Annotated in this window: 16 protein-coding genes; 1 reads left to right on the plus strand and 15 read right to left on the minus strand. The window is 46.7% G+C overall.

Translation table 11 applies throughout. From position 1 onward, the window contains the following. Positions 1-4: 4 nt before the first annotated feature. The 15 genes from MHH76_RS21020 to iolA form a co-directional block, all read right to left on the minus strand. Positions 5-1,294: a valine--pyruvate transaminase gene (locus tag MHH76_RS21020; protein ID WP_035338060.1), complete on the minus strand. Its 1,290-nt coding sequence runs from the start codon at positions 1,292-1,294 to the stop codon at positions 5-7. After that, entirely contained in the window at positions 1,291-2,529 is a 1,239-nt protein-coding gene (locus MHH76_RS21025; RefSeq protein WP_043054515.1) for a DUF6421 family protein, read from the minus strand. Before MHH76_RS21025 ends, MHH76_RS21020 begins: the two co-directional genes overlap by 4 nt. Continuing rightward, entirely contained in the window at positions 2,526-3,092 is a 567-nt protein-coding gene (locus MHH76_RS21030) for a prephenate dehydratase domain-containing protein (protein ID WP_023856878.1), read from the minus strand. Before MHH76_RS21030 ends, MHH76_RS21025 begins: the two co-directional genes overlap by 4 nt. 1 nt (position 3,093) lies before the next feature. Continuing rightward, positions 3,094-4,371 carry an ATP-grasp domain-containing protein gene (locus MHH76_RS21035; RefSeq protein WP_043054516.1) on the minus strand — a complete coding sequence of 426 codons (1,278 nt, stop codon included), beginning with the start codon at positions 4,369-4,371 and terminating at the stop codon, positions 3,094-3,096. Further along, complete coding sequence (locus tag MHH76_RS21040) at positions 4,328-5,266, minus strand: EamA family transporter (RefSeq protein WP_020453537.1); 939 nt, start codon at positions 5,264-5,266, stop codon at positions 4,328-4,330. Before MHH76_RS21040 ends, MHH76_RS21035 begins: the two co-directional genes overlap by 44 nt. 206 nt (positions 5,267-5,472) lie before the next feature. Beyond that, entirely contained in the window at positions 5,473-6,351 is an 879-nt protein-coding gene (fba, locus tag MHH76_RS21045) for a class II fructose-1,6-bisphosphate aldolase (protein WP_023856876.1), read from the minus strand. A 21-nt stretch (positions 6,352-6,372) separates the two neighbouring features. Next, a complete protein-coding gene (gene iolI, locus MHH76_RS21050) occupies positions 6,373-7,209 on the minus strand; it encodes a 2-keto-myo-inositol isomerase (protein WP_023856875.1) in 837 nt (278 codons plus the stop codon). Between the two features lie 66 nt (positions 7,210-7,275). Beyond that, complete coding sequence (locus MHH76_RS21055) at positions 7,276-8,142, minus strand: sugar phosphate isomerase/epimerase (RefSeq protein ID WP_023856874.1); 867 nt, start codon at positions 8,140-8,142, stop codon at positions 7,276-7,278. A gap of 23 nt (positions 8,143-8,165) precedes the next feature. After that, positions 8,166-9,200 carry a Gfo/Idh/MocA family oxidoreductase gene (locus tag MHH76_RS21060; RefSeq protein ID WP_020453541.1) on the minus strand — a complete coding sequence of 345 codons (1,035 nt, stop codon included), beginning with the start codon at positions 9,198-9,200 and terminating at the stop codon, positions 8,166-8,168. A 23-nt stretch (positions 9,201-9,223) separates the two neighbouring features. Next, positions 9,224-10,528, minus strand: coding sequence for an MFS transporter (locus tag MHH76_RS21065; RefSeq protein WP_020453542.1), 1,305 nt, complete (start codon positions 10,526-10,528; stop codon positions 9,224-9,226). A 12-nt stretch (positions 10,529-10,540) separates the two neighbouring features. Then, positions 10,541-11,443 (minus strand): myo-inosose-2 dehydratase, encoded by a 903-nt coding sequence (gene iolE, locus MHH76_RS21070; protein ID WP_020453543.1) that lies wholly within the window; start codon positions 11,441-11,443, stop codon positions 10,541-10,543. Between the two features lie 13 nt (positions 11,444-11,456). Continuing rightward, positions 11,457-13,370, minus strand: coding sequence for a 3D-(3,5/4)-trihydroxycyclohexane-1,2-dione acylhydrolase (decyclizing) (gene iolD, locus MHH76_RS21075; protein ID WP_020453544.1), 1,914 nt, complete (start codon positions 13,368-13,370; stop codon positions 11,457-11,459). 31 nt (positions 13,371-13,401) lie between these two features. Beyond that, positions 13,402-14,379, minus strand: a complete 978-nt coding sequence (gene iolC / locus MHH76_RS21080; RefSeq protein ID WP_020453545.1) for a 5-dehydro-2-deoxygluconokinase — start codon at positions 14,377-14,379, stop codon at positions 13,402-13,404. Between the two features lie 27 nt (positions 14,380-14,406). Next, complete coding sequence (gene iolB, locus MHH76_RS21085) at positions 14,407-15,222, minus strand: 5-deoxy-glucuronate isomerase (protein ID WP_020453546.1); 816 nt, start codon at positions 15,220-15,222, stop codon at positions 14,407-14,409. Positions 15,223-15,296: 74 nt separating this feature from the next. Further along, complete coding sequence (iolA, locus tag MHH76_RS21090) at positions 15,297-16,760, minus strand: methylmalonate-semialdehyde dehydrogenase (protein ID WP_020453547.1); 1,464 nt, start codon at positions 16,758-16,760, stop codon at positions 15,297-15,299. Between the two features lie 469 nt (positions 16,761-17,229). Here iolA and MHH76_RS21095 point away from each other — a divergent pair, with 469 nt between their 5' ends. Continuing rightward, the gene (locus tag MHH76_RS21095) at positions 17,230-17,994 is read left to right on the plus strand and encodes a DeoR/GlpR family DNA-binding transcription regulator (protein ID WP_020453548.1); all 765 of its coding nucleotides are present in this window, start codon (positions 17,230-17,232) and stop codon (positions 17,992-17,994) included. The last annotated feature ends 30 nt before the right edge of the window (positions 17,995-18,024 follow it).

An 18,024-nucleotide genomic window follows, 5' to 3' on the forward strand; every position in this document is an offset into this window, starting at 1 on the left:
TTTTTTATAAGTATTCAACCTGCTTCTCATATACATCCTTCACAATTTTAGCTAAAATATCGATTCCCCTTATGATATCTTCATCCGCCGCGGTTAGGCTGATTCGTATACACTGGTGCGAATGCGCCATGGGGCGGGATTGGTGGTGAAAGAAAGATGAGCCGGGAACGATGATGACTCCGTCGGCTTTCATATACTCATACAGCGCCGCATCAGTCACCGGCAGGTCTTCAAACCACAGCCATCCGAAAAGCGCCCCTTCCCCTTGATGCAAATACCATTTGATGTCTTTAGGCATCTTGCCTAAAAGCATATCCTTAAGCAGCTTGAATTTATTGCGGTAATACGGCCTGACTTCATTTAGCGACACGTCGGCGAGGCGCCCGTCATTCAAAACAGATGCCGCCATATACTGCCCCAGCCTAGAAGAATGGATCGCCGCATTAGACTGGAATGCTTCCATTGCCTGAATATACCGGGACGGCCCGATGGCGATTCCGATCCTTTCACCAGGCAGGCCTGCTTTTGAAAGGCTCATACAGTGGATAATCTGATCGTTGAAAATCGGTTCCATGTCGATAAAATGAATCGCCGGAAAAGGCGGAGCATATGCGGAATCAATGAACAGCGGAACATTCGCTTCTCGGCAGGCGTCTGAAATGAATGCTACATGTTCGCCAGGCAGGATGTTTCCGCAAGGATTGTTCGGCCGTGAAAGCAAGACAGCGCCAATGCACGGATCGGTCCTCATCCTCTCTAAAAACGCCTCACGGTCGAGCTCATATCGAAACGTATGATCATCCAATACCGAGATGAGAGGAGGTATCCCCTCAATCATCTCCCGCTCCAACGCCGCTCCGCTGTATCCTGAATAGTCGGGAAGCATCGGAATCAAGGCTTTTTTCATCACAGACCCGCTTCCCATTCCGCAAAACGAATTAATCGCCAGAAAAAACAGCTGCTGACTTCCGGCTGTAATCAGCACATTCTCTTTTCGAATGTCGGCGCGATACCGCTCTGAAAAGAAGCGGACAACACTTTCAATCAGTTCATCGGTTCCATAGCTCGATCCGTATTGGCCGATTACTGAAGAAAACCTGTCATCGTCGAGCAGATTGGCAAGAGCCGACTTCCACATGGCTGACACGCCGGGCAATATCATTGGATTGCCCGCACTTAAATTAATGTATGACCGATCTCCGCCGGCTAGGACTTCCTGAATATCGTTCATCACAGCCCTGACCCCTGTCTTCTCATTCATTTTCTCTCCGATTTTGCTTAATGCCGGCTTCACGCTTCCAGTCTCTCCCGCTCAAACCGAAGACGGGCGGTTTCGATTTTCTTATTGATCTCGTCAATGAAATATTGTTCCGGAACGCTGAACCGCTCGCCTTCACGCCCGGGAGGCAGGTATTGTCTGACATAGCGTTCCGCCGCCTCTTTGTATGCAGAGTCATCCTCGATCTCTTCCAGCTGTTCGATTTCAGCCACAAGCTTTTTTAAATCGTCCATGCATCGGGAAAGATCAAGCGACACGGGTTTCTCTTCTCCTCTTTGAATGGAATGGCCGTTTTCAATGATCCAGCTGAACAGAAAATAGCCTGTCCCGGAATCAAAATTCCGCGTTGCATTATGCTGGCTTGGATAGCGCAGCAGCCGTTCATACAAAACAAATTCGATTATTTCCTCCCAGCCGTCATATTGCCGCTCCCACAAAGTGAGGATCGCTTGGCAATCGACCTTGACTTCTTCTAAAATGCCTGCGAAAAAATTCATTTTCGCCTGAATATGCAGATGAAAAGGTTTTTTTCCGCAATGATGAAAATAGTCATGAAGGTAGCCCCACAGCACCCTTGCTTCATATGTGCGGTCGGGGGAAAGCTGAGCCGACTTGAAAGGCGCATGTTCAAAAATGGCCCTCGCTCTTTTCAGCGTATCCTCATGGTAAATGTGATAAAACTTATTAAAATAGAAAATCGCGAATGTCTGTGATGTAATGTTCTCTTTTGTTTTCACATTTTCCGGGAAGAATACGATACATTTTTCTTCCGTGAACCCCTTTGTTCCGGCGAGAAGCTTGAGCGATTGGCAGCCGTTTTCAGGATGGGGCAGCTCTTCTTCTATCGGCCTCATCATGGCAGGTTCTTCACGAACGGCCAAAAAGGCTTCAAAATAACAGCCTTTCGCATGTGGCCCATTCGGCGTCACGATCGGCGCCGCAAAAAAGGTCGTCTCCTGATCATTCGGAGCCCGGTAAGCCGTCAATAACCGGTCAAAATACGGCGTCTCCTCTAATCCGCGTCCGATCCAATCCAAGACGTCCTGTTTAAACGCCTCTTTTGCAGCCGTTAGGTGAACCGCTTCATAAATGGTTCCAGCGTCTTCTATCAATTGCAGCAGAAGCTGTTCCGCCCTTTCGTGACGCTCTGTAATCTGTCCTTTATCATTTTGGTACGTCTGTAATTCATGAATGTTCGGTACAATCTGCTCGTTGACCAAGTTTACAATGTCCCCTGTCAATGTCGTCATCGGCTTCCTCCTTCGATTGATTTAAGCCCGTGGATCGTAAAACACATCGGCACTTCTCCAAAATCTTGAATGACTTTCAAACGGTGTTCATCAGCTGCTTTAATCGTCGTGATACAGCCGTCAGCCGCGTTTGAAGCGCAGGCCAGGGCCGCTTGTGCATTGCTGGTGACAAATTGGACTTGACTGCTGAACAGCTCCGCCAGATGGGCGGGAGCAGGGTGTGAAGCGACGGTTTGAATGTCAGATGCCATCGTGTGCTGTTTTGCGGCAAAAACCATGTTGTATGTCGGCATCACAAAACTGTCTATGATCTTTAAGTCAGCGAGATTCTCGAATACAATTTGATGCAAAAACGGGTAAACGGCGCAGCCTAAAAGAACTGAATTTTCTGTCGATTTAACATGAGGGAGCGCTTCTTCCAACGTTTCATAAAGCCTGACTTCCCCGCGAACCCCTTTGTTTTTGAGCCAAAGCAGGCCGGCTTTTTCGCAGTTCGTGCCTTTGGGACCGAGCGTATGGACAATCATCACGGCTTGTTCTTCCTGCACTTTAGTCGAGATCATCTTAACCTCCTATTGTACCCGTCAAATTATTTTGATATATGATATGAAGCTCATCATCCAGTTCCCGGTAGAAAGCTGCGCATTCTTCATATGAATGATGGCTTGTGAATATAAATCCGGGATAACCGGAAAAATGCGGGTACGGCAGAATTTTCGCGCCTTTTCTAATAAATTGAAACACCCGCTTTACCTCCGGCCTCTGTTTGACTTCTTCCAGTCCGTCGATTTTTTCAAAAGTGCCGGAGCCCTGTACAGGAATGATATAATTGCCGGCTGTCCTTACAGGCCGGATCTCTTCTTTAAACTCGCTGCTCTCCAGCGGCTTTATTGCGTTTTGCAAGACAAGCTGCATAAAATTGATGCCCGTGCTCTCTTTGACGATGTAATGCGAAACCCCTGAACCGCCGATTCTGGCGCCCACCTCGATAACATAAGGTGTTCCGTCCTTGTCCAGCCTCAGCTCCGTATGAGCCGCCCCCTGATGAATGCCCAGCGCTGAAACGGCTCCTGTCACTTCCTTAACAATCGCAAGGCGCGTCTCTTCTTTCAATTGAGCCGGAGCAATATAGACGCCTTCTTCAAAAAACGGACCTTTGCTGTTCCCTTTGTATCCAATCGAAAGAACATGTACGTTTCCTTGAATCGACAGCGTTTCAATCACAAATTCCGGCCCATCGATAAATTGCTCGGCTATGATGCCCGTTTTGCCGTGTACGAATCGATTAAGGTCCGTCTCGTTAACAGCCTCGACTTTCCTGACGGCCTCCTCAAGCTCCTTCCTATCATCAACACGGACGACGCCCTGGCTTGAAAAGCCGTTGACCGGCTTAACAACTAATGGATAAGTCAGTTTCCTGTCTTCGAGATCAGCGAGCGTATGGAACTCGTGGAAAACCGGCGTATTCAGGCCGTTTTGCTGAAGGATGCTGCGGGTTTTATTTTTATTGCGGCAGTTTTCCATTGTTGTGAAAGAAAGCCCCGGCAGATTCAAAGCTTCAGCGGCTTTTGCCGTGAAAGGCAATGCCGGCTCAAACAGTGTCACAACGCCGTCAAACGGAAATTCGACAAATGTCTGTTTGACGATTTCCAGCGCCTCTTCTTCATCTTCAAATAACGGCAGCGGCACACAGCGTTCCACAGCCGGAAGATTGCCCGGGAAATCTTCGGCTGAATTGTAAAAGAACGTGACCTTCAATCCTAAATGCTCAGCTTCTTCAAAAATAAACGGCAAGTGCTTATTTTGACAAATGATGGCCAAGTTTTTGTTTCGTATCGTCAATTTTCGCGATCCTCTCTTCTTTTTTTAAGTTGATGAACATCACACCGAATATGACAAACAGCGTTCCTAAATAAATATTCGCATTCAGTTTTTCATCCAGAAACAGAAATCCGATATAAAGCGCAATGACGGGGGAGATAAACAAGTGGGAAGTCGCTTTTGAGATGTGCCATTTTTTAAGCAGATAAATGTTGATCCAAAAACCCAATATCGAGCCGACAACCGCTAAATAAAGAAGCGCATAAAGGCTCACGCCGGAAAACGTTCTTGTCCCGCTTTCAAAGATGAGGCTGCTGATGAGCAATACCGCTCCGCCGCTCAGCATCGAAAGGGAGTTAAAGCTCAAGATCGGAAGCGAACGAATTCTCTGTTGTACTTTGATTTGAATAAAAGCCGAGCCAAACATCGCACACAAAATCACAATCATGGCGACGATTTCAATAACATCGACTTTGATCAACAGCTGATTGCCAAACACGATTGTAATGCCAAGCAACGCAAGGCAAATGCCCCATTTCTGCAATTTCGTCGCCGGTGTCCCTTTGACAAGGCGGTTGATCATCAGGGCAAAGACTGAAATGCTAGCCGCTAATATAGACACCAACCCGCTCGGCAAATAAAGAGAGGCCCAATAAACAGATCCAAATGGAACGGAAAAATACATGATGCCGTTCAAAAACGACAGCACCAGCAGTTCCTTTGACAGCACAAACTGCCTTCGTATCAAAAGAAACGCCGCGATCAAAATGCTTGCGATCATAAACCGCATGCCCGCGGACCAAAATGGAAGGCTGTCACTCAACCCGGCTTTTTGAAAAGCCCATGTCGTCCCGCCGATCAAACATAATACGATAAATAAAATATGAACCCGATACTTTAAAACGTTTGTCCGCATAGCATTCACCTGATTTTGTTATTGTCTTGCTGTCATTTATTTTCAGAAAATAAAATCTTTTCTGATCAAAATGGATTATGAGGGAAATTATAACTATTATATCAATTACAGTCAATCATTCTTTTGAACCTTTAGAATATCTTTACAAATACTGCGCACAAAAAAACACTCACTTCGATAAGTGAGTGAGGCGATACGGGTCTAGATTATATTTCTATCTTTTGGGTGCATACCGCTTTTCCGGATGACCCGAATTCTCTCATTTTATGTTTGACCGTTTCTTTGACTGCGCTGATCCCTGGCGTCATATAGGCGCGGGGTTCATATAAATCGGGATTGTCTTTAAACATGCTGCGCGTTTTCTCGGTCCAGGCGACCATGCATTCGGTATTAATGTTGATTTTCGCATGGCCCAGACGGATCGTTTTAGCGATTTGATCAGCCGGGATGCCCGAAGCTCCATGAAGAACAAGCGGAATGTCCGTCACCCGTGAGATTTCTTCCATTTCCTTAAATCCTAAATTAGGCTCGCCTTGATATTTTCCATGAACAGAGCCGAGCGCGGCTGCTAAAGCATCGATACCGGTTTCTTTGACAATGCGTTCGCATTCACCGATGTCGGCATACTGCACCCCGCCGATGAGCCCGTCTTCCATGCCCCCTACGGTGCCAACCTCTGCTTCAACCGAAACATTGCGAATTCCGGCGTATGACACGACCTCTTTTGTCATGGCGATGTTTTCATCGATTGGTGAATGCGAGCCGTCGATCATGACTGAGCTAAAACCGGCGTCAATCGCTTGCTTGCAGCGCTCCGGATTTTTGCCATGGTCAAGGTGAAGGACGACGGGAACGGAGATCGACATTTCCTCAATCAAAGCCGCAACCATTGCGGAAACCGTCTTAAATCCGCCCAAATAATCGATGAGCCGGTCTGAGGCGGCTGCGATGACAGGTGAGCGTTCCTCTTCCGCCGCCTGTAGAATCGCTTTTGTCCATTGAAGGCCGTTAATATTAAATTGACCGATTGCATAATGATGTTCCTTTGCTTCTTGAAGAAGTTCTTTCATGGAAACGAAAGCCACGTTCACCCCTCCTATCCCGTATTAAATCTTGAAGTATTTTGAAACAACTTCAACTGTTGTTTCTTTGGCCGTTCGAATCGTTTCTTCCGCGCTCAGCTTATAGTATTCAGGTCTGAACAATTCAACTGACACGACATCCGAAAAACCGATGTCTTTCAAAGTTGATAAGTGGGCATCCAAGTCGATGGCCCCCTGTCCCGGCCAAACGCGGTCTTCATCTCTTAAAAAGCCGATTGGGAAGTCTTCCGTATCATCGATATGATAAATGAAAATCTTCTTGCCGTCCGCCTTTTTTAAATCCTCAATGTCCGAACCCATTGCATGGAAGTGGAAGCTGTCAAGAACAAGGCCAACATTATCGCGGTTCACGGTCATGACGATATCATAGGCCTGGCTGAACGTATTGACTGTGCACTCCGGATGACCGACAAACTCGACAGCGATCTTTACACCGTACGGCTCCGCGATGTCTGACAGCTCTGTCAGCACTTCGACGGAGCTCGCTTTAATATCTTCTTTTAAGATTTTTTGTTCGGTGACAAGCGGTACCGCGACCACATATTTCACACCAAGCGTTTTGCATGTTTCCATCATGCCTTTAAATTCTTCGATGATTTCACGGTGCCCTTTTTCATCGCGGTTGTTGAAAAAGACAAGGGCATTCAAGGCCAGCGGCTTAATATGATGCGTCTGAAAATACTCGGCTAACTCTGAGAGAGAATGGTCTTTTAAATATTCGGGCAGCTTATCCATCGTCCGGATTTCGATATAATCGTATCCGTGCTTCTCACAGTATTCGAGGTCTTTTGCTAGGTTTGAATTTTCTAATGTCGTTGCTTCATTAAAGCATAGCTTCATATTAGATTCTCCTTATCTAAATATCCTTGTGAAGAGAGAGTTCGGCGGGGCGCCGAACTCAGGGGCTTATCCTAGTAATTCCTGTTTCAGCTTTTCAAGCATGAATCTGCTTGATTCATCCGCTCTTTCGTCAACCCAGGCAAACACGGCATTCGTCGCTATTCCGTCGAACTTCATCTCTCTCAGCTTTCTGAAAATCGTATCAAAATCAACCTCGCCTTGGCCAATGTCCAAATGCTGGTGAACCGTTACTTTCGCGTCAGGCGGATTGACGATGTAGCGAAGGCCATGAGCCGCTTTATGATTATAAGTATCTGCAAATAAAACATGCGTGAGGCGGTCGCCGGCTTCGTCAAACATTGTCTCGATGTCGCCTTTTCCGTCGTCATAGAAGAATGTGTGCGCAGTCGAGTAGACAAGATTGATCCAGTCCTTGTCAAGCGCTCGGATCATATCCATCGCACCTTTGTGTGTTTCGATAAAATCGTATGGATGGGCTTGAAGATTGAGTTTAATGCCTTCTTTTTCAAAGACTGGCAGAAGCTCATCCATGGATTTGATAAATTTTTCTTCACTTGTTAAAGGATCGTATTTTGAACCGCTGAATTCGCTGTTCATCAAATCGACTTCAAGCTCAACCGCAATTTCGATCGCCCTTTTCCAATTGCGCACCGCTGCCTGACGGCGATCTTCATCAGGACCGGCCCAGTGGTAAAGCGGAAGGAGCGATGAAAGCTTAACACCGGTATCTTTTAAAAGCCGCTTTAATTGTTTGATTTTAGCTGAATCGACTTTCGGATATTTATAGAATGGACAAAAATCTTCGCGCGGCGATAGTTCGATATATTCGTAGCCAAGCTCCGCCGTTTTATAGACCGTTTCCTCCAAAGTTAAATCATCGCGATACATCGATGGATCCAATGCTAATTTCATACTTTTCACTCCTCGGAAAGTTTTTATTTTTGAACAGTTGTAAACGTTTGATAGAATTTCGGTTTCTCTTGAAGCGCCACAGGTTCTTTCTGTCCGGATTCCTGAGCTTTTACGCAGGCATCCGTCGTCACGGCGGCGATATAGCCGTCCCATGCAGTCGGCCCGCTGACCTCGCCTTTCTGTTGGATCGAGTCAATGAAATCTTGGATTTCTACATCATAAGCGTCTACAAAGCGGCGCTGCCAATCCATGAGAATATCCGTCGAGAATTTGCCGTCTTTTCTGAGAGAGATGCTTGATGGTTCAGGAAGCTTCACGATTCCGTCTTCTCCGACGATTTCACACTGGATATCGTAGCCGTATTTGCAGTTGACATAGATTTCCGCATTGATCACGACTCCGCCTTTCGTTTCGATGATGACGATTTGCGGATCACGCAAATGAGGGAGCGCGTTTTTCGATTTTTTCGGATAAATGACCTGAACGGATTCGTAATCGTCATTGATCAGCCAGTGCAGGGCGTCTATTTCATGGACAAGCGTATCGACAACAGCCATATCTGTCGTATAGTTGTCGCCTACAACCGGGTTGCGGTGCGCACAGTGGATCATGAGAGGCTCGCCGATGACCCGGTTGTCGATCGCTTCTTTCAGCTGTACGTAACCGCTGTCATAACGGCGCATAAAGCCGACTTGAACGAGACGTTTGCCCGCTTTGATTTCTTCATTGACGATCCGCATGCATCCTTCCGCAGTCGTCGCCAGAGGCTTTTCGCAAAATACGAATTTGTTCGCTTTAATCGCTTTCAAAACACTTGATTCATGTGCCGGTCCCCAGCTTGTGACTAAGACTGCGTCTACATTTTCGGCTGCAATGAGACTGTCGTCATCCGGATAGACCTTTGCATTCAGGCTGTAGTCTGTTACAACTTGCTGAGCTGCCTCCTGGTTTACATCGGTGACCGCGACAATTTCGCCGCCGGCTAATTTATTCGTGATGCGGTTGATGTGTTCTTTTCCGATTGCTCCTGTACCAATAACACCAATGCGTAATTTCATTGATAGCCACTCCTTCAAAATAATTACATAATTTTTCTTGTTTGCACTTGCCCAGCTTGAGCCGGAGGAGTCCCATACAGCTCTTCCTGAATTTGTTCAAGCGACTTACCGGATGTATTCGGTGCAAAAAAGAGCCCGATGAGCATGCTGGCCGTTACACATCCAAGGAGAATGGCCGCCATAAATGCAATTCCAAAATTCGAGATGATCATTGGAACGAAAAGGCTCCAAGCCCCGATTGAAATACGAACGAGGAAGAACATCAATCCTTGTGCAGATGCGCGATATTCCGTCGGGAAAATTTCACTCGCCCATAATTGATAATTGGCCTGTTGCCCGGCCCCATTGTTTAGGCCGATCATCACGATAAAGAGGATGAGGATCGGCATGCCCTCTGCCGGAAGCAGAAACAATGACCAGCCGATCACCGCTGCAAATGCGGAGATCCCAAACACTGTCTTCCTGTATTTGTCTGCAAACGGCATGAAGATAAAAGCGACGCCAAGCCCGGTGAAAATAAACAGCCCCATCTGCAAAATGTTTGCCATGGTCGCTGACACATCGCCGACCTGCTGATAAATGTAAGGCATAAAAAACCCCATGACACCTGCAGCCAGATTCCAAACCAAGTACACGCCCATTAAAAATAAAATGCTTTTCAAATACTTAGGCTGAAGCAAATCGAGATAAGACGCCTTCGGCTTCCTGACGGCTTGAGCCGATTCGGATTGACCCTGCCAGGCATCGGATTCCGGCAGCCTTTTTCGCAGAACATATGTGATCAATGCGATAACGAGCAAATGCCCAAACACGATTTTATTGCCCAATAAGCCTATATCACCGAGGAGGACCGACAGCAGCAGGACCACAACCGCTCCCGCCGCCCATGCGACCTGCGCAACCCCGCAATGACGGGCCCTGTTTTTCTTAGGTGCGTTCTCCGCGATGATCGTCCAGGAAGCCGTAATATCAGCTCCTACCGATAAACCGATAATAATGTAACCGCTTAACAAAAAGGGGAAGCTGGTGCCGAACAATACTAAACAAATCCCCAGTGCATAAACCAGCATACTGTTCGTATAGACAGCCTTTCGGCCAATCTTGTCGGCCAAAAAGCCTCCGAGCAGCGCTCCGATTGCCGCTGAGATGGCGTTGGCGCTAAACGCGCCGAGCAGTCCGATCTGTGTATCAGAAAGCTTTAGGTAACTGACCCATAAAGATAATCCTGCCGATCCTGCGACAATGGAGCCTGCATCAATGTAATTTGCCAAAGCTGCTGCGACGGTTCGTTTATTGAATGGTGAGACTGCTGCACTTCCATTGCTCAATTTAGAGCCCCCCTAATTGGTTGCTGGGACATTCAACAAGTGACGATCGATGTACTTTCTGGCGATCAATGCGTATTCAAGCGGGTTGGCAACATCGGGATCCTGCTCGGCTTCCACAACGATCCAGCCGGAATAGCCGTGCTTTAATAGCGTTTGATAGACTTCTCTAAAATCGATGCAGCCATCGCCTGGAACAGTGAACATCCCTTGCAAAAACGCCTGTTGGAACGATTTTCCTTCCTGCTTGCATTTCTCTATGATCTTGAGGCGCGCGTCTTTAAAATGAACGTGGCCAATACGGTCCATATGCTTCTCTAGTATGTTCATATAATTTCCATCTGAAATGTAGGCATGCCCAGTATCATACAGAAGGTGCACGAGGGCCGGGTCAGTTCCCGCCATGAGCCGGTCAACCTCTTCCTCTGTCTGCACGCCTGTGCCGAGGTGATGATGATAGACAAGCTTCAGGCCGTACCGGCCGGCGATTTCCCCGAGGTGATTTAACCCTTCAAATAGCCGCTGCCATTCTTCATCGGTGAAATAAGGTTTTTCTTTAAACACGTTTTTATTCAGGCCCTGCACGCTGTACGTCTGTTCTGATACGACCGCAACATCGGCATGGACGTCTTTCAAGTACTGGCAGTGAGCCGCAAATTCCTTGGCTGCTTCTTCAATGCCGTCCCGAATGATATAGCTGCTGAACCACTTGCCGGCAATCCTTAGATTTCGCAGCTCGAGCTCTTTATTGAGAATGGCCGGTTCCGGAAAAAAGCCGCCCACTTCTGTGCCTTGAAAGCCTGCAACAACAATGTCGCTCAACAAATGCTGAAGTGTGTTTCCCGCGCCGATTTCCGGAATATCATCGTTCCGCCACCCTATGGGGGCGATGCCCCATAGAATTTGTGTCTTGCCCATCCTGGTGCCTCCTTTAATACTGCTTTGCAGATTTCAGCATTTTTTCTTTTGCTTCATACGCCTTTTGCACGCTTTCCTGTTCGGAAACCTCTGCAACACCTACGTGCCACCAGCTGTCATAGCCGTCCGTCATCGTCTTCGGCAACACCTTCATTTCGATCAATGTTGAGACATCTTGTTTTTTGGCATCTTCAAGCGCCGCTTTTAATTCTTCAATCGTGTTCGCTTTGTAGGTTTTTGCTCCATACCCTTCGGCCACTTTCGCGTAGTCGACATTGAGAATCTGATTGTCTGCTGTTCTGAATTCGCAGAAGTAGCTGCCGCTTCCATGGTCCATTTGCAGGTTGTTGATACAGCCGAATCCTGAGTTGTCAAAGAGCAGCACGTTGATTTTTTTATTATATTGAATTGCTGTAATGAGCTCTGAGTGGAGCATCAGGAAGCTTCCGTCTCCGACCAGTGAATAAACCTCTCTATCAGGATGAGCCAATTTCAAGCCGAGTGTTCCCGATACTTCATATCCCATGCAGGAATAGCCGTATTCCAAGTGGTACGTATTCGGTTCGTTTGAATGCCACAGCCGCTGCAGATCCCCCGGCAAAGAGCCTGCTGAACAAATGACGACGCTGTCCGGATCAACTGTTTCATTGATCGCGAGCAATGCCGTTGTTTGCGGGAGCTCGGTTTGCAGCACATCCGCGTATTCGTTGAGTATTTCTTGAGAAAAATGATCTTTAATTTCAGGTGTGAAGTTTTCACGCTTAAATGTTACCTTGCTCAAACGGTCACGCTCAGCAAGCCACTCGTCTTTCAGTTCCTTGATGATCGAACCAAATTCGCTCTTATAGCCTTCCAATAAACCGTGCAGCTTGCCGAGCGTTACTTTTGCATCGGCAACGACTTGGAAAGCATCCAGTTTATATGCCTGCATTCTGCTGACATTGATGTTTAAAAACTTTGAGTTGTCAAAGTCAAAAGCGGTTTTTGATGATGTCGCGAAATCGGTGTAGCGCGTGCCGATTCCGATGATCAAGTCAGCCTCGCGAGCCGCTTTGTTTGCCGCCAGCGTACCTGTGATGCCCATTCCGCCCAAGTTGTTGGCAAAATCAGCTTCCACTGTGGATTTCCCGGCCTGGGTTTCCACCAGCGGAATATTGTAAGCTTCAGACATGGCGATCAATTCGTCGCGCGCTCCGGAATATTTCGCTCCGCCGCCGACCAAGATGAGCGGTTTTTTGCTCGACTTGATCAGCTCCGCCGCTCCCTTCAGTTCACGCTCGCTCGGCTCTTTGCGATCAATATAGTGAACGCGTTTCTCAAAAAAGCTTTCATCGAAATCATAGGCTTCCCCTTCAACATCTTGAGAAATGCAAATCGTTGCAGGACCCGCCTTTGCAGGATCTGTCATCACTTCAAAAGCGCGAATCAGACTGCTCATCAACTGTTCAGGGCGCGTAATCCGGTCCCAATATCTCGAAACAGGCTTCAAAGCATCGTTCGTCGTAATCGCCGCACTGTATTCCTGTTCTACTTGCTGAAGAACAGGATCAGGCTGTCTTGTTGCAAATGTATCGGCCGGAATCAAGAGGACCGGAATATTGTTCGCAAGCGCCGTACCTGCAGCTGCCACAAGGTTAGCTGCTCCCGGTCCGACTGATGTTGATACAGCATAGATCTTCCTCCTCAGCATCTGCTTGCTGTAAGCCATTGCCGCATGTGCCATTCCCTGCTCATTCTTGCCTTGAAACACCTTTAAATGACCCGCATCCTGTTCAAGCGCCTGGCCGATGCCAACGACGTTCCCATGGCCGAAAATCGTAAAGATCCCCTCGACAAACGGTGTTTCTTCACCATCTACATGGATGTACTGCTGATTTAAGAATTTAATTAACGCTTGTGCTGTGGTTAAACGTATTTTCTTGCCCACAAACGATCCCACCTTTATTCATATTCTTCATTTAAGACTGAGCCGCGATAAGCTCTTCAATCTCGGCGACTGTCGGCATCGCTTCAGATGAGCTGTGCTTGGAAACAACAATGGATGCGGAAGCGCTTCCGTATTTCAGCGCAGTTTCAATATCTTTGCCTGAAACGAGTCCGTAGAGGAAAGCGGAAGCGTATGAATCCCCCGCTCCAAACGTTTTTAAGACCTTCGTTTTGTATGCTTTCGCCCGGAAGATGCCTCCGGATTTGCTGTATGCATATGAACCTTCGACACCGTGCTTGATAACGACAAGATCTGCGGAATGTGCAAACAAATGCTGAACAGATTCTTCATTGCTGCCGCCGCTCTTATTTTCCATTACATCAAACTCATCACGCGTTCCGATGACAATGTCTGATTGTTCGGCAACAAGCGTATAGTAAACGGACGTTTCCTCCGCAGATGTCCACGTATATGGACGATAGTCAAGCTCAAAGACCACTTTCACTTGATGCTTTTTCGCCAGCTGCACGGCTTTCAGCACCGCTTCGCGGGAAGGGCTTTTAGCCAGCGCCGTACCTGACACAAGAAGCATCTTCGATTTTGCAATATAGTCTTCGTTCACTTCAGAAGGGGCAAGGTAAAGATCTGCAACATCATCCCTGTACATTAAAATGCTGCATTCTTCAGGGCTTAAAATTTCTGTGAAAGCAAGCCCCGCTTTATGTCCGTCTTTATCAACCGCCATTTGTGACGTATCGACACCCGTATTTCTCATATAGGTTTCGATGAATCTGCCGTGCTGGTCATCCGGAATCTTCCCGATAAAGCCGGTCTTCAATCCTAATTTGGAACTGCCGATTGCAATATTAGCCGGGGAGCCGCCGACATATTTTGAAAATGTCATCGTCTGCTCCATCGGCCTGTTGTATTCGACTGCGTTTAAATCGATACATGCGCGGCCGATCGCTACAATGTCAAATTCTTTCTCTTCATTAAACGTATACCTCATCTTCAACAGCCTCTCCTTGCCTTATTGTTAGCGTTCCAAAATCCATTCATGGTCAGGGTCGTTATGAAACTTCCATTTCCGCGTCGGCCCTGCCATCACGTTTAAATAATAGGATGTGTATCCGTCAGGCACCCCGACAGGATGGTATCCGGCCGGCACGATGACAACGTTTCCATTTTCAACAGTCATCGTCTCGTCGATAGAACGGTCATCTGTGTAGACGCGCTGAAATACAAAGCCTTGCTGTGGGTCAAGTTCATGGTAGTATGTTTCTTCTAAAAAGGACTCTTCAGGCAGGTTGTCTTGATCATGCTTGTGCGGCGGATAGCTGGACCAGTTTCCGCTTTCAGTGTAGACTTCGACGACTAAAAGGCTGTTCGCTGAAGGATCTGAATCCGGAAGTATGTTATGAACGGTTCGTTTATTGCTGAATTTCCCGCGGTTTTCAATACCGTTGTCTTCAGCTTTGATCAGTTTCGTCGGCAGCTGATTTTCAGAAGGGGAATAGCACAGGGCAACTCTTGCCTCTGTAACCGCGGTAATGCCGAACTTGCGGTCATTTGACACATACACGCTGTCGGTCGGCTTTCTTTCGAAAACGCTTTCTCTCGTGCCGATATTTTCAAATGTCTGTTCATGATCGGTTACGGTAATCTTTCCGGTAAGCGCGACGATGCAGCATTCTTGTTTGCTCAGCGATTCTTCATAGCTGGATCCCGGTGCGAGATCAAGGACTTTAAACTCGACATAACTGAGATCCGAATTCGATTTTTTCACTTCGTGTACAAGCTTCACGCCTTGTGACAGCTCATTCGCCTGCGGCTTGCGCAACAAATGACTCATGGATAAAGCCTCCTTTTCAAACTTGAAACATGATCCGAACAGCGCGGGAACCGCGCCGCTCGGTTTTTTCACAATTAATTGAAGTCAGGCGCCGGATATCTTGCAGTGACGACCTTTTTGCGCGTATAGAAATCGACGCTGTCTTTTCCGTTCGCATGCAATGTGCCAAAGAACGAAGACTTCCATCCTGAGAACGGGAAGAATGCCATCGGAGCCGGTACGCCCAAGTTGATGCCGAGCATTCCCGCATCAATGTTTTCACGGAAATAGCGGATCGCATTCGAATTCGATGTGAACAAACATGCGCCGTTTGCAAATTCGGATTGGTTGGCGATGTCAACCGCTTCTTTCAAGTTCTTCACACGGATGACTGACAATACGGGAGCAAAAATCTCGTCTTTCCAGATCGTCATATCAGTTGTGACATTGTCAAAGATTGTCGGGCCGACGAAATAGCCTTCATCTGTCACATTTTCACGTCCGTCGCAGACAAGTCTCGCACCCTCTTCAACTCCTTTTTGTATATAGCCGAGTGTGCGTTTCTTGTTGTCTTCGCGAATGACAGGTCCGAGGAATACACCGTCGTCTAGTCCGTTTCCGATTTTGACTTCAGATGCTTTCTGAACCAATTTCTCCATGAATTCATCTGCGATCCCTTCTTCAACCGTCACTACTGCACATGCCATACAGCGTTCGCCGGCAGATCCGAAAGCAGCGCCGATAATATTTGTTACCGTGTCTTCAAGATTGGCATCGTTCAGAACGATGGTGTGGTTTTTAGCGCCTGTCAGCGATTGAACGCGTTTCAGGTTTTCGCTTCCTTTTTTATAGACATATTCTCCGACCGGTTTTGAACCGACGAATGAAATCGCTTTAATTTCCGGGTGTTCGAGAATGCCGTTTACTACATCATGAGCACCGTATACGACATTGAAGACCCCTTTAGGAAGTCCGGCTTTTTCAAACAGTTCAACAAGCTTTTCCGTCAGGAGCGGCGTCCGCTCGGAAGGTTTCAGAATAAATGTGTTTCCTAACGCAATGGCCATCGGGAACATCCAGCACGGTACCATCATCGGGAAGTTAAATGGGGCAATTCCGCCGACGACTCCGATCGGGTAACGGTAGTTCGCCGCTTCAACATCGGTTGCAATTGAAGCAAGTGAATCTCCCATCATCAGGGATGGCGCTCCAGCTGCAAACTCGACATTCTCGATGCCGCGTCCAACTTCGCCCAACGCTTCTTTCGTGTTTTTTCCGTTTTCAATCGTGATGAGGTGGGCGAGCTCCTCTTTATGCTGAGTCAAAAGCTGCTGAAAGTTAAATAGAATTCTTGCCCGGCGCGGAACGGCCACTTTTGACCATGTCTTAAACGCTTCAGCCGCTGTTTGCGCTGCGTATTCGATATCCTCGCGCGTCGAAATCGGCACCTGGCAAAGCACTTCTTTCGTCGCAGGATTGACTACATCTTCGTATTTGTCGGTTTTGCTTTCAACCCATTCTCCATTAATATAGTTTCTTAACTTTCTGATTTCTGCCATTCTTATAACCTCCTTGAATATTAAACATCTCCTGGTACAGATGGGGCAGGTTCCAACCATTATGTATGAATGCCGAACGGCTCTTCATTGCATAACGGATTTTCGCAAAAAACAGGAATTAAACGCTTACAAAAGAAATTAATGAATAGAACGATGATTTTATCAAAAGAACCGCAACGCAATAAAACGTTTACACTCAGAAATTTCTCAACTTTATCACGTTTTGGTCACTTCTTGGTTATATTCTAATCCGCTCTTACCCATAAGTCAATCAAAATCATTAAATTTTTCTTTTGTAAGATTTATAGAAAACCTTAAAATGATTTAGAAAAACATTGTATAATAAAAAGGAACAGGACAAATCTTGCAAAAAATAATCACCAATGTTATCATTTTTTAAACAATTATTGGTTAACTTTTGGGTTTATTATATATATTTAGCCAAATATACTAGAAGGAGATACTTGGTATGAAGTTAATGCGGATTAAAGAAATGGAAGAATATATTTTGACCAATGGCACCGTTTCGCTTGATGAGCTTTGCCAGGTCTTTAATGTTTCCAAAAACACGGTCAGACGCGACATTAACAAGCTGACCGAGAAAGGAGTCATAAAAAAAGTCTACGGCGGCGTAACGGCGATCGAAAAAACGGCCTTAATCCCATTTGAAAACAGAACCATTCAAAACAAGGATGCCAAGATGAAAATCGCGCACTACGCTTCACGCTTTATTGAAGACCATGACCTGATCTTTATCGATTCCGGCACAACGACCCAATCCATATTGGAAACTCTTGATCCAAATAAAAATGTAACCGTTTTAACGAACAGCCTCGACATTATCAACGCTGCTGCCGCGATGCAAAATATAAACTTGATCATCATCGGCAGCAACTACAAACGGAAAACGCAGTCCTTCGTCGGCATGGATGATCCGGGAACATTGGATAAATATAATATTAATAAAGCTTTCATGTCGGCAACAGGAGCAACACTTACCCATGGACTGACAAACTCCGATCTGCTTGAATATGAAATTAAAAAGAAAATATCCGAAAAAGCAAAACAAGTATACTTGCTGGCCGATCATTCCAAATTCGGGAAGTCGACCTTGCTGACGTACGCGCCGTTTCACAGATTGCACGCGATCGTCACATCTCAGGCGCTGGATGAGGAATATCACGAGTACTGTAAAGAGCGCAACATTGAAATCCATTTGGCAAAACATGTATAGTTGAATTGGACATCCTTGACCGGCTGTATC

It is taken from the genome of Bacillus sp. FSL L8-0193 (assembly GCF_037976065.1).
Lineage (GTDB): Bacteria > Bacillota > Bacilli > Bacillales > Bacillaceae > Bacillus > Bacillus paralicheniformis.

What these genes read in the sequence shown, in the direction of transcription:
- MHH76_RS21025 (WP_043054515.1), bottom strand. Translation starts at nt 2,529, where the DNA reads ATGACGACATTGACAGGGGACATTGTAAACTTGGTCAACGAGCAGATT.
- MHH76_RS21030 (WP_023856878.1), bottom strand. Translation starts at nt 3,092, where the DNA reads ATGATCTCGACTAAAGTGCAGGAAGAACAAGCCGTGATGATTGTCCAT.
- MHH76_RS21040 (WP_020453537.1), bottom strand. Translation starts at nt 5,266, where the DNA reads ATGCGGACAAACGTTTTAAAGTATCGGGTTCATATTTTATTTATCGTA.
- iolI (WP_023856875.1), bottom strand. Translation starts at nt 7,209, where the DNA reads ATGAAGCTATGCTTTAATGAAGCAACGACATTAGAAAATTCAAACCTA.
- MHH76_RS21055 (WP_023856874.1), bottom strand. Translation starts at nt 8,142, where the DNA reads ATGAAATTAGCATTGGATCCATCGATGTATCGCGATGATTTAACTTTG.
- MHH76_RS21060 (WP_020453541.1), bottom strand. Translation starts at nt 9,200, where the DNA reads ATGAAATTACGCATTGGTGTTATTGGTACAGGAGCAATCGGAAAAGAA.
- iolE (WP_020453543.1), bottom strand. Translation starts at nt 11,443, where the DNA reads ATGGGCAAGACACAAATTCTATGGGGCATCGCCCCCATAGGGTGGCGG.
- iolC (WP_020453545.1), bottom strand. Translation starts at nt 14,379, where the DNA reads ATGAGGTATACGTTTAATGAAGAGAAAGAATTTGACATTGTAGCGATC.
- iolB (WP_020453546.1), bottom strand. Translation starts at nt 15,222, where the DNA reads ATGAGTCATTTGTTGCGCAAGCCGCAGGCGAATGAGCTGTCACAAGGC.
- iolA (WP_020453547.1), bottom strand. Translation starts at nt 16,760, where the DNA reads ATGGCAGAAATCAGAAAGTTAAGAAACTATATTAATGGAGAATGGGTT.
- MHH76_RS21095 (WP_020453548.1), top strand. Translation starts at nt 17,230, where the DNA reads ATGAAGTTAATGCGGATTAAAGAAATGGAAGAATATATTTTGACCAAT.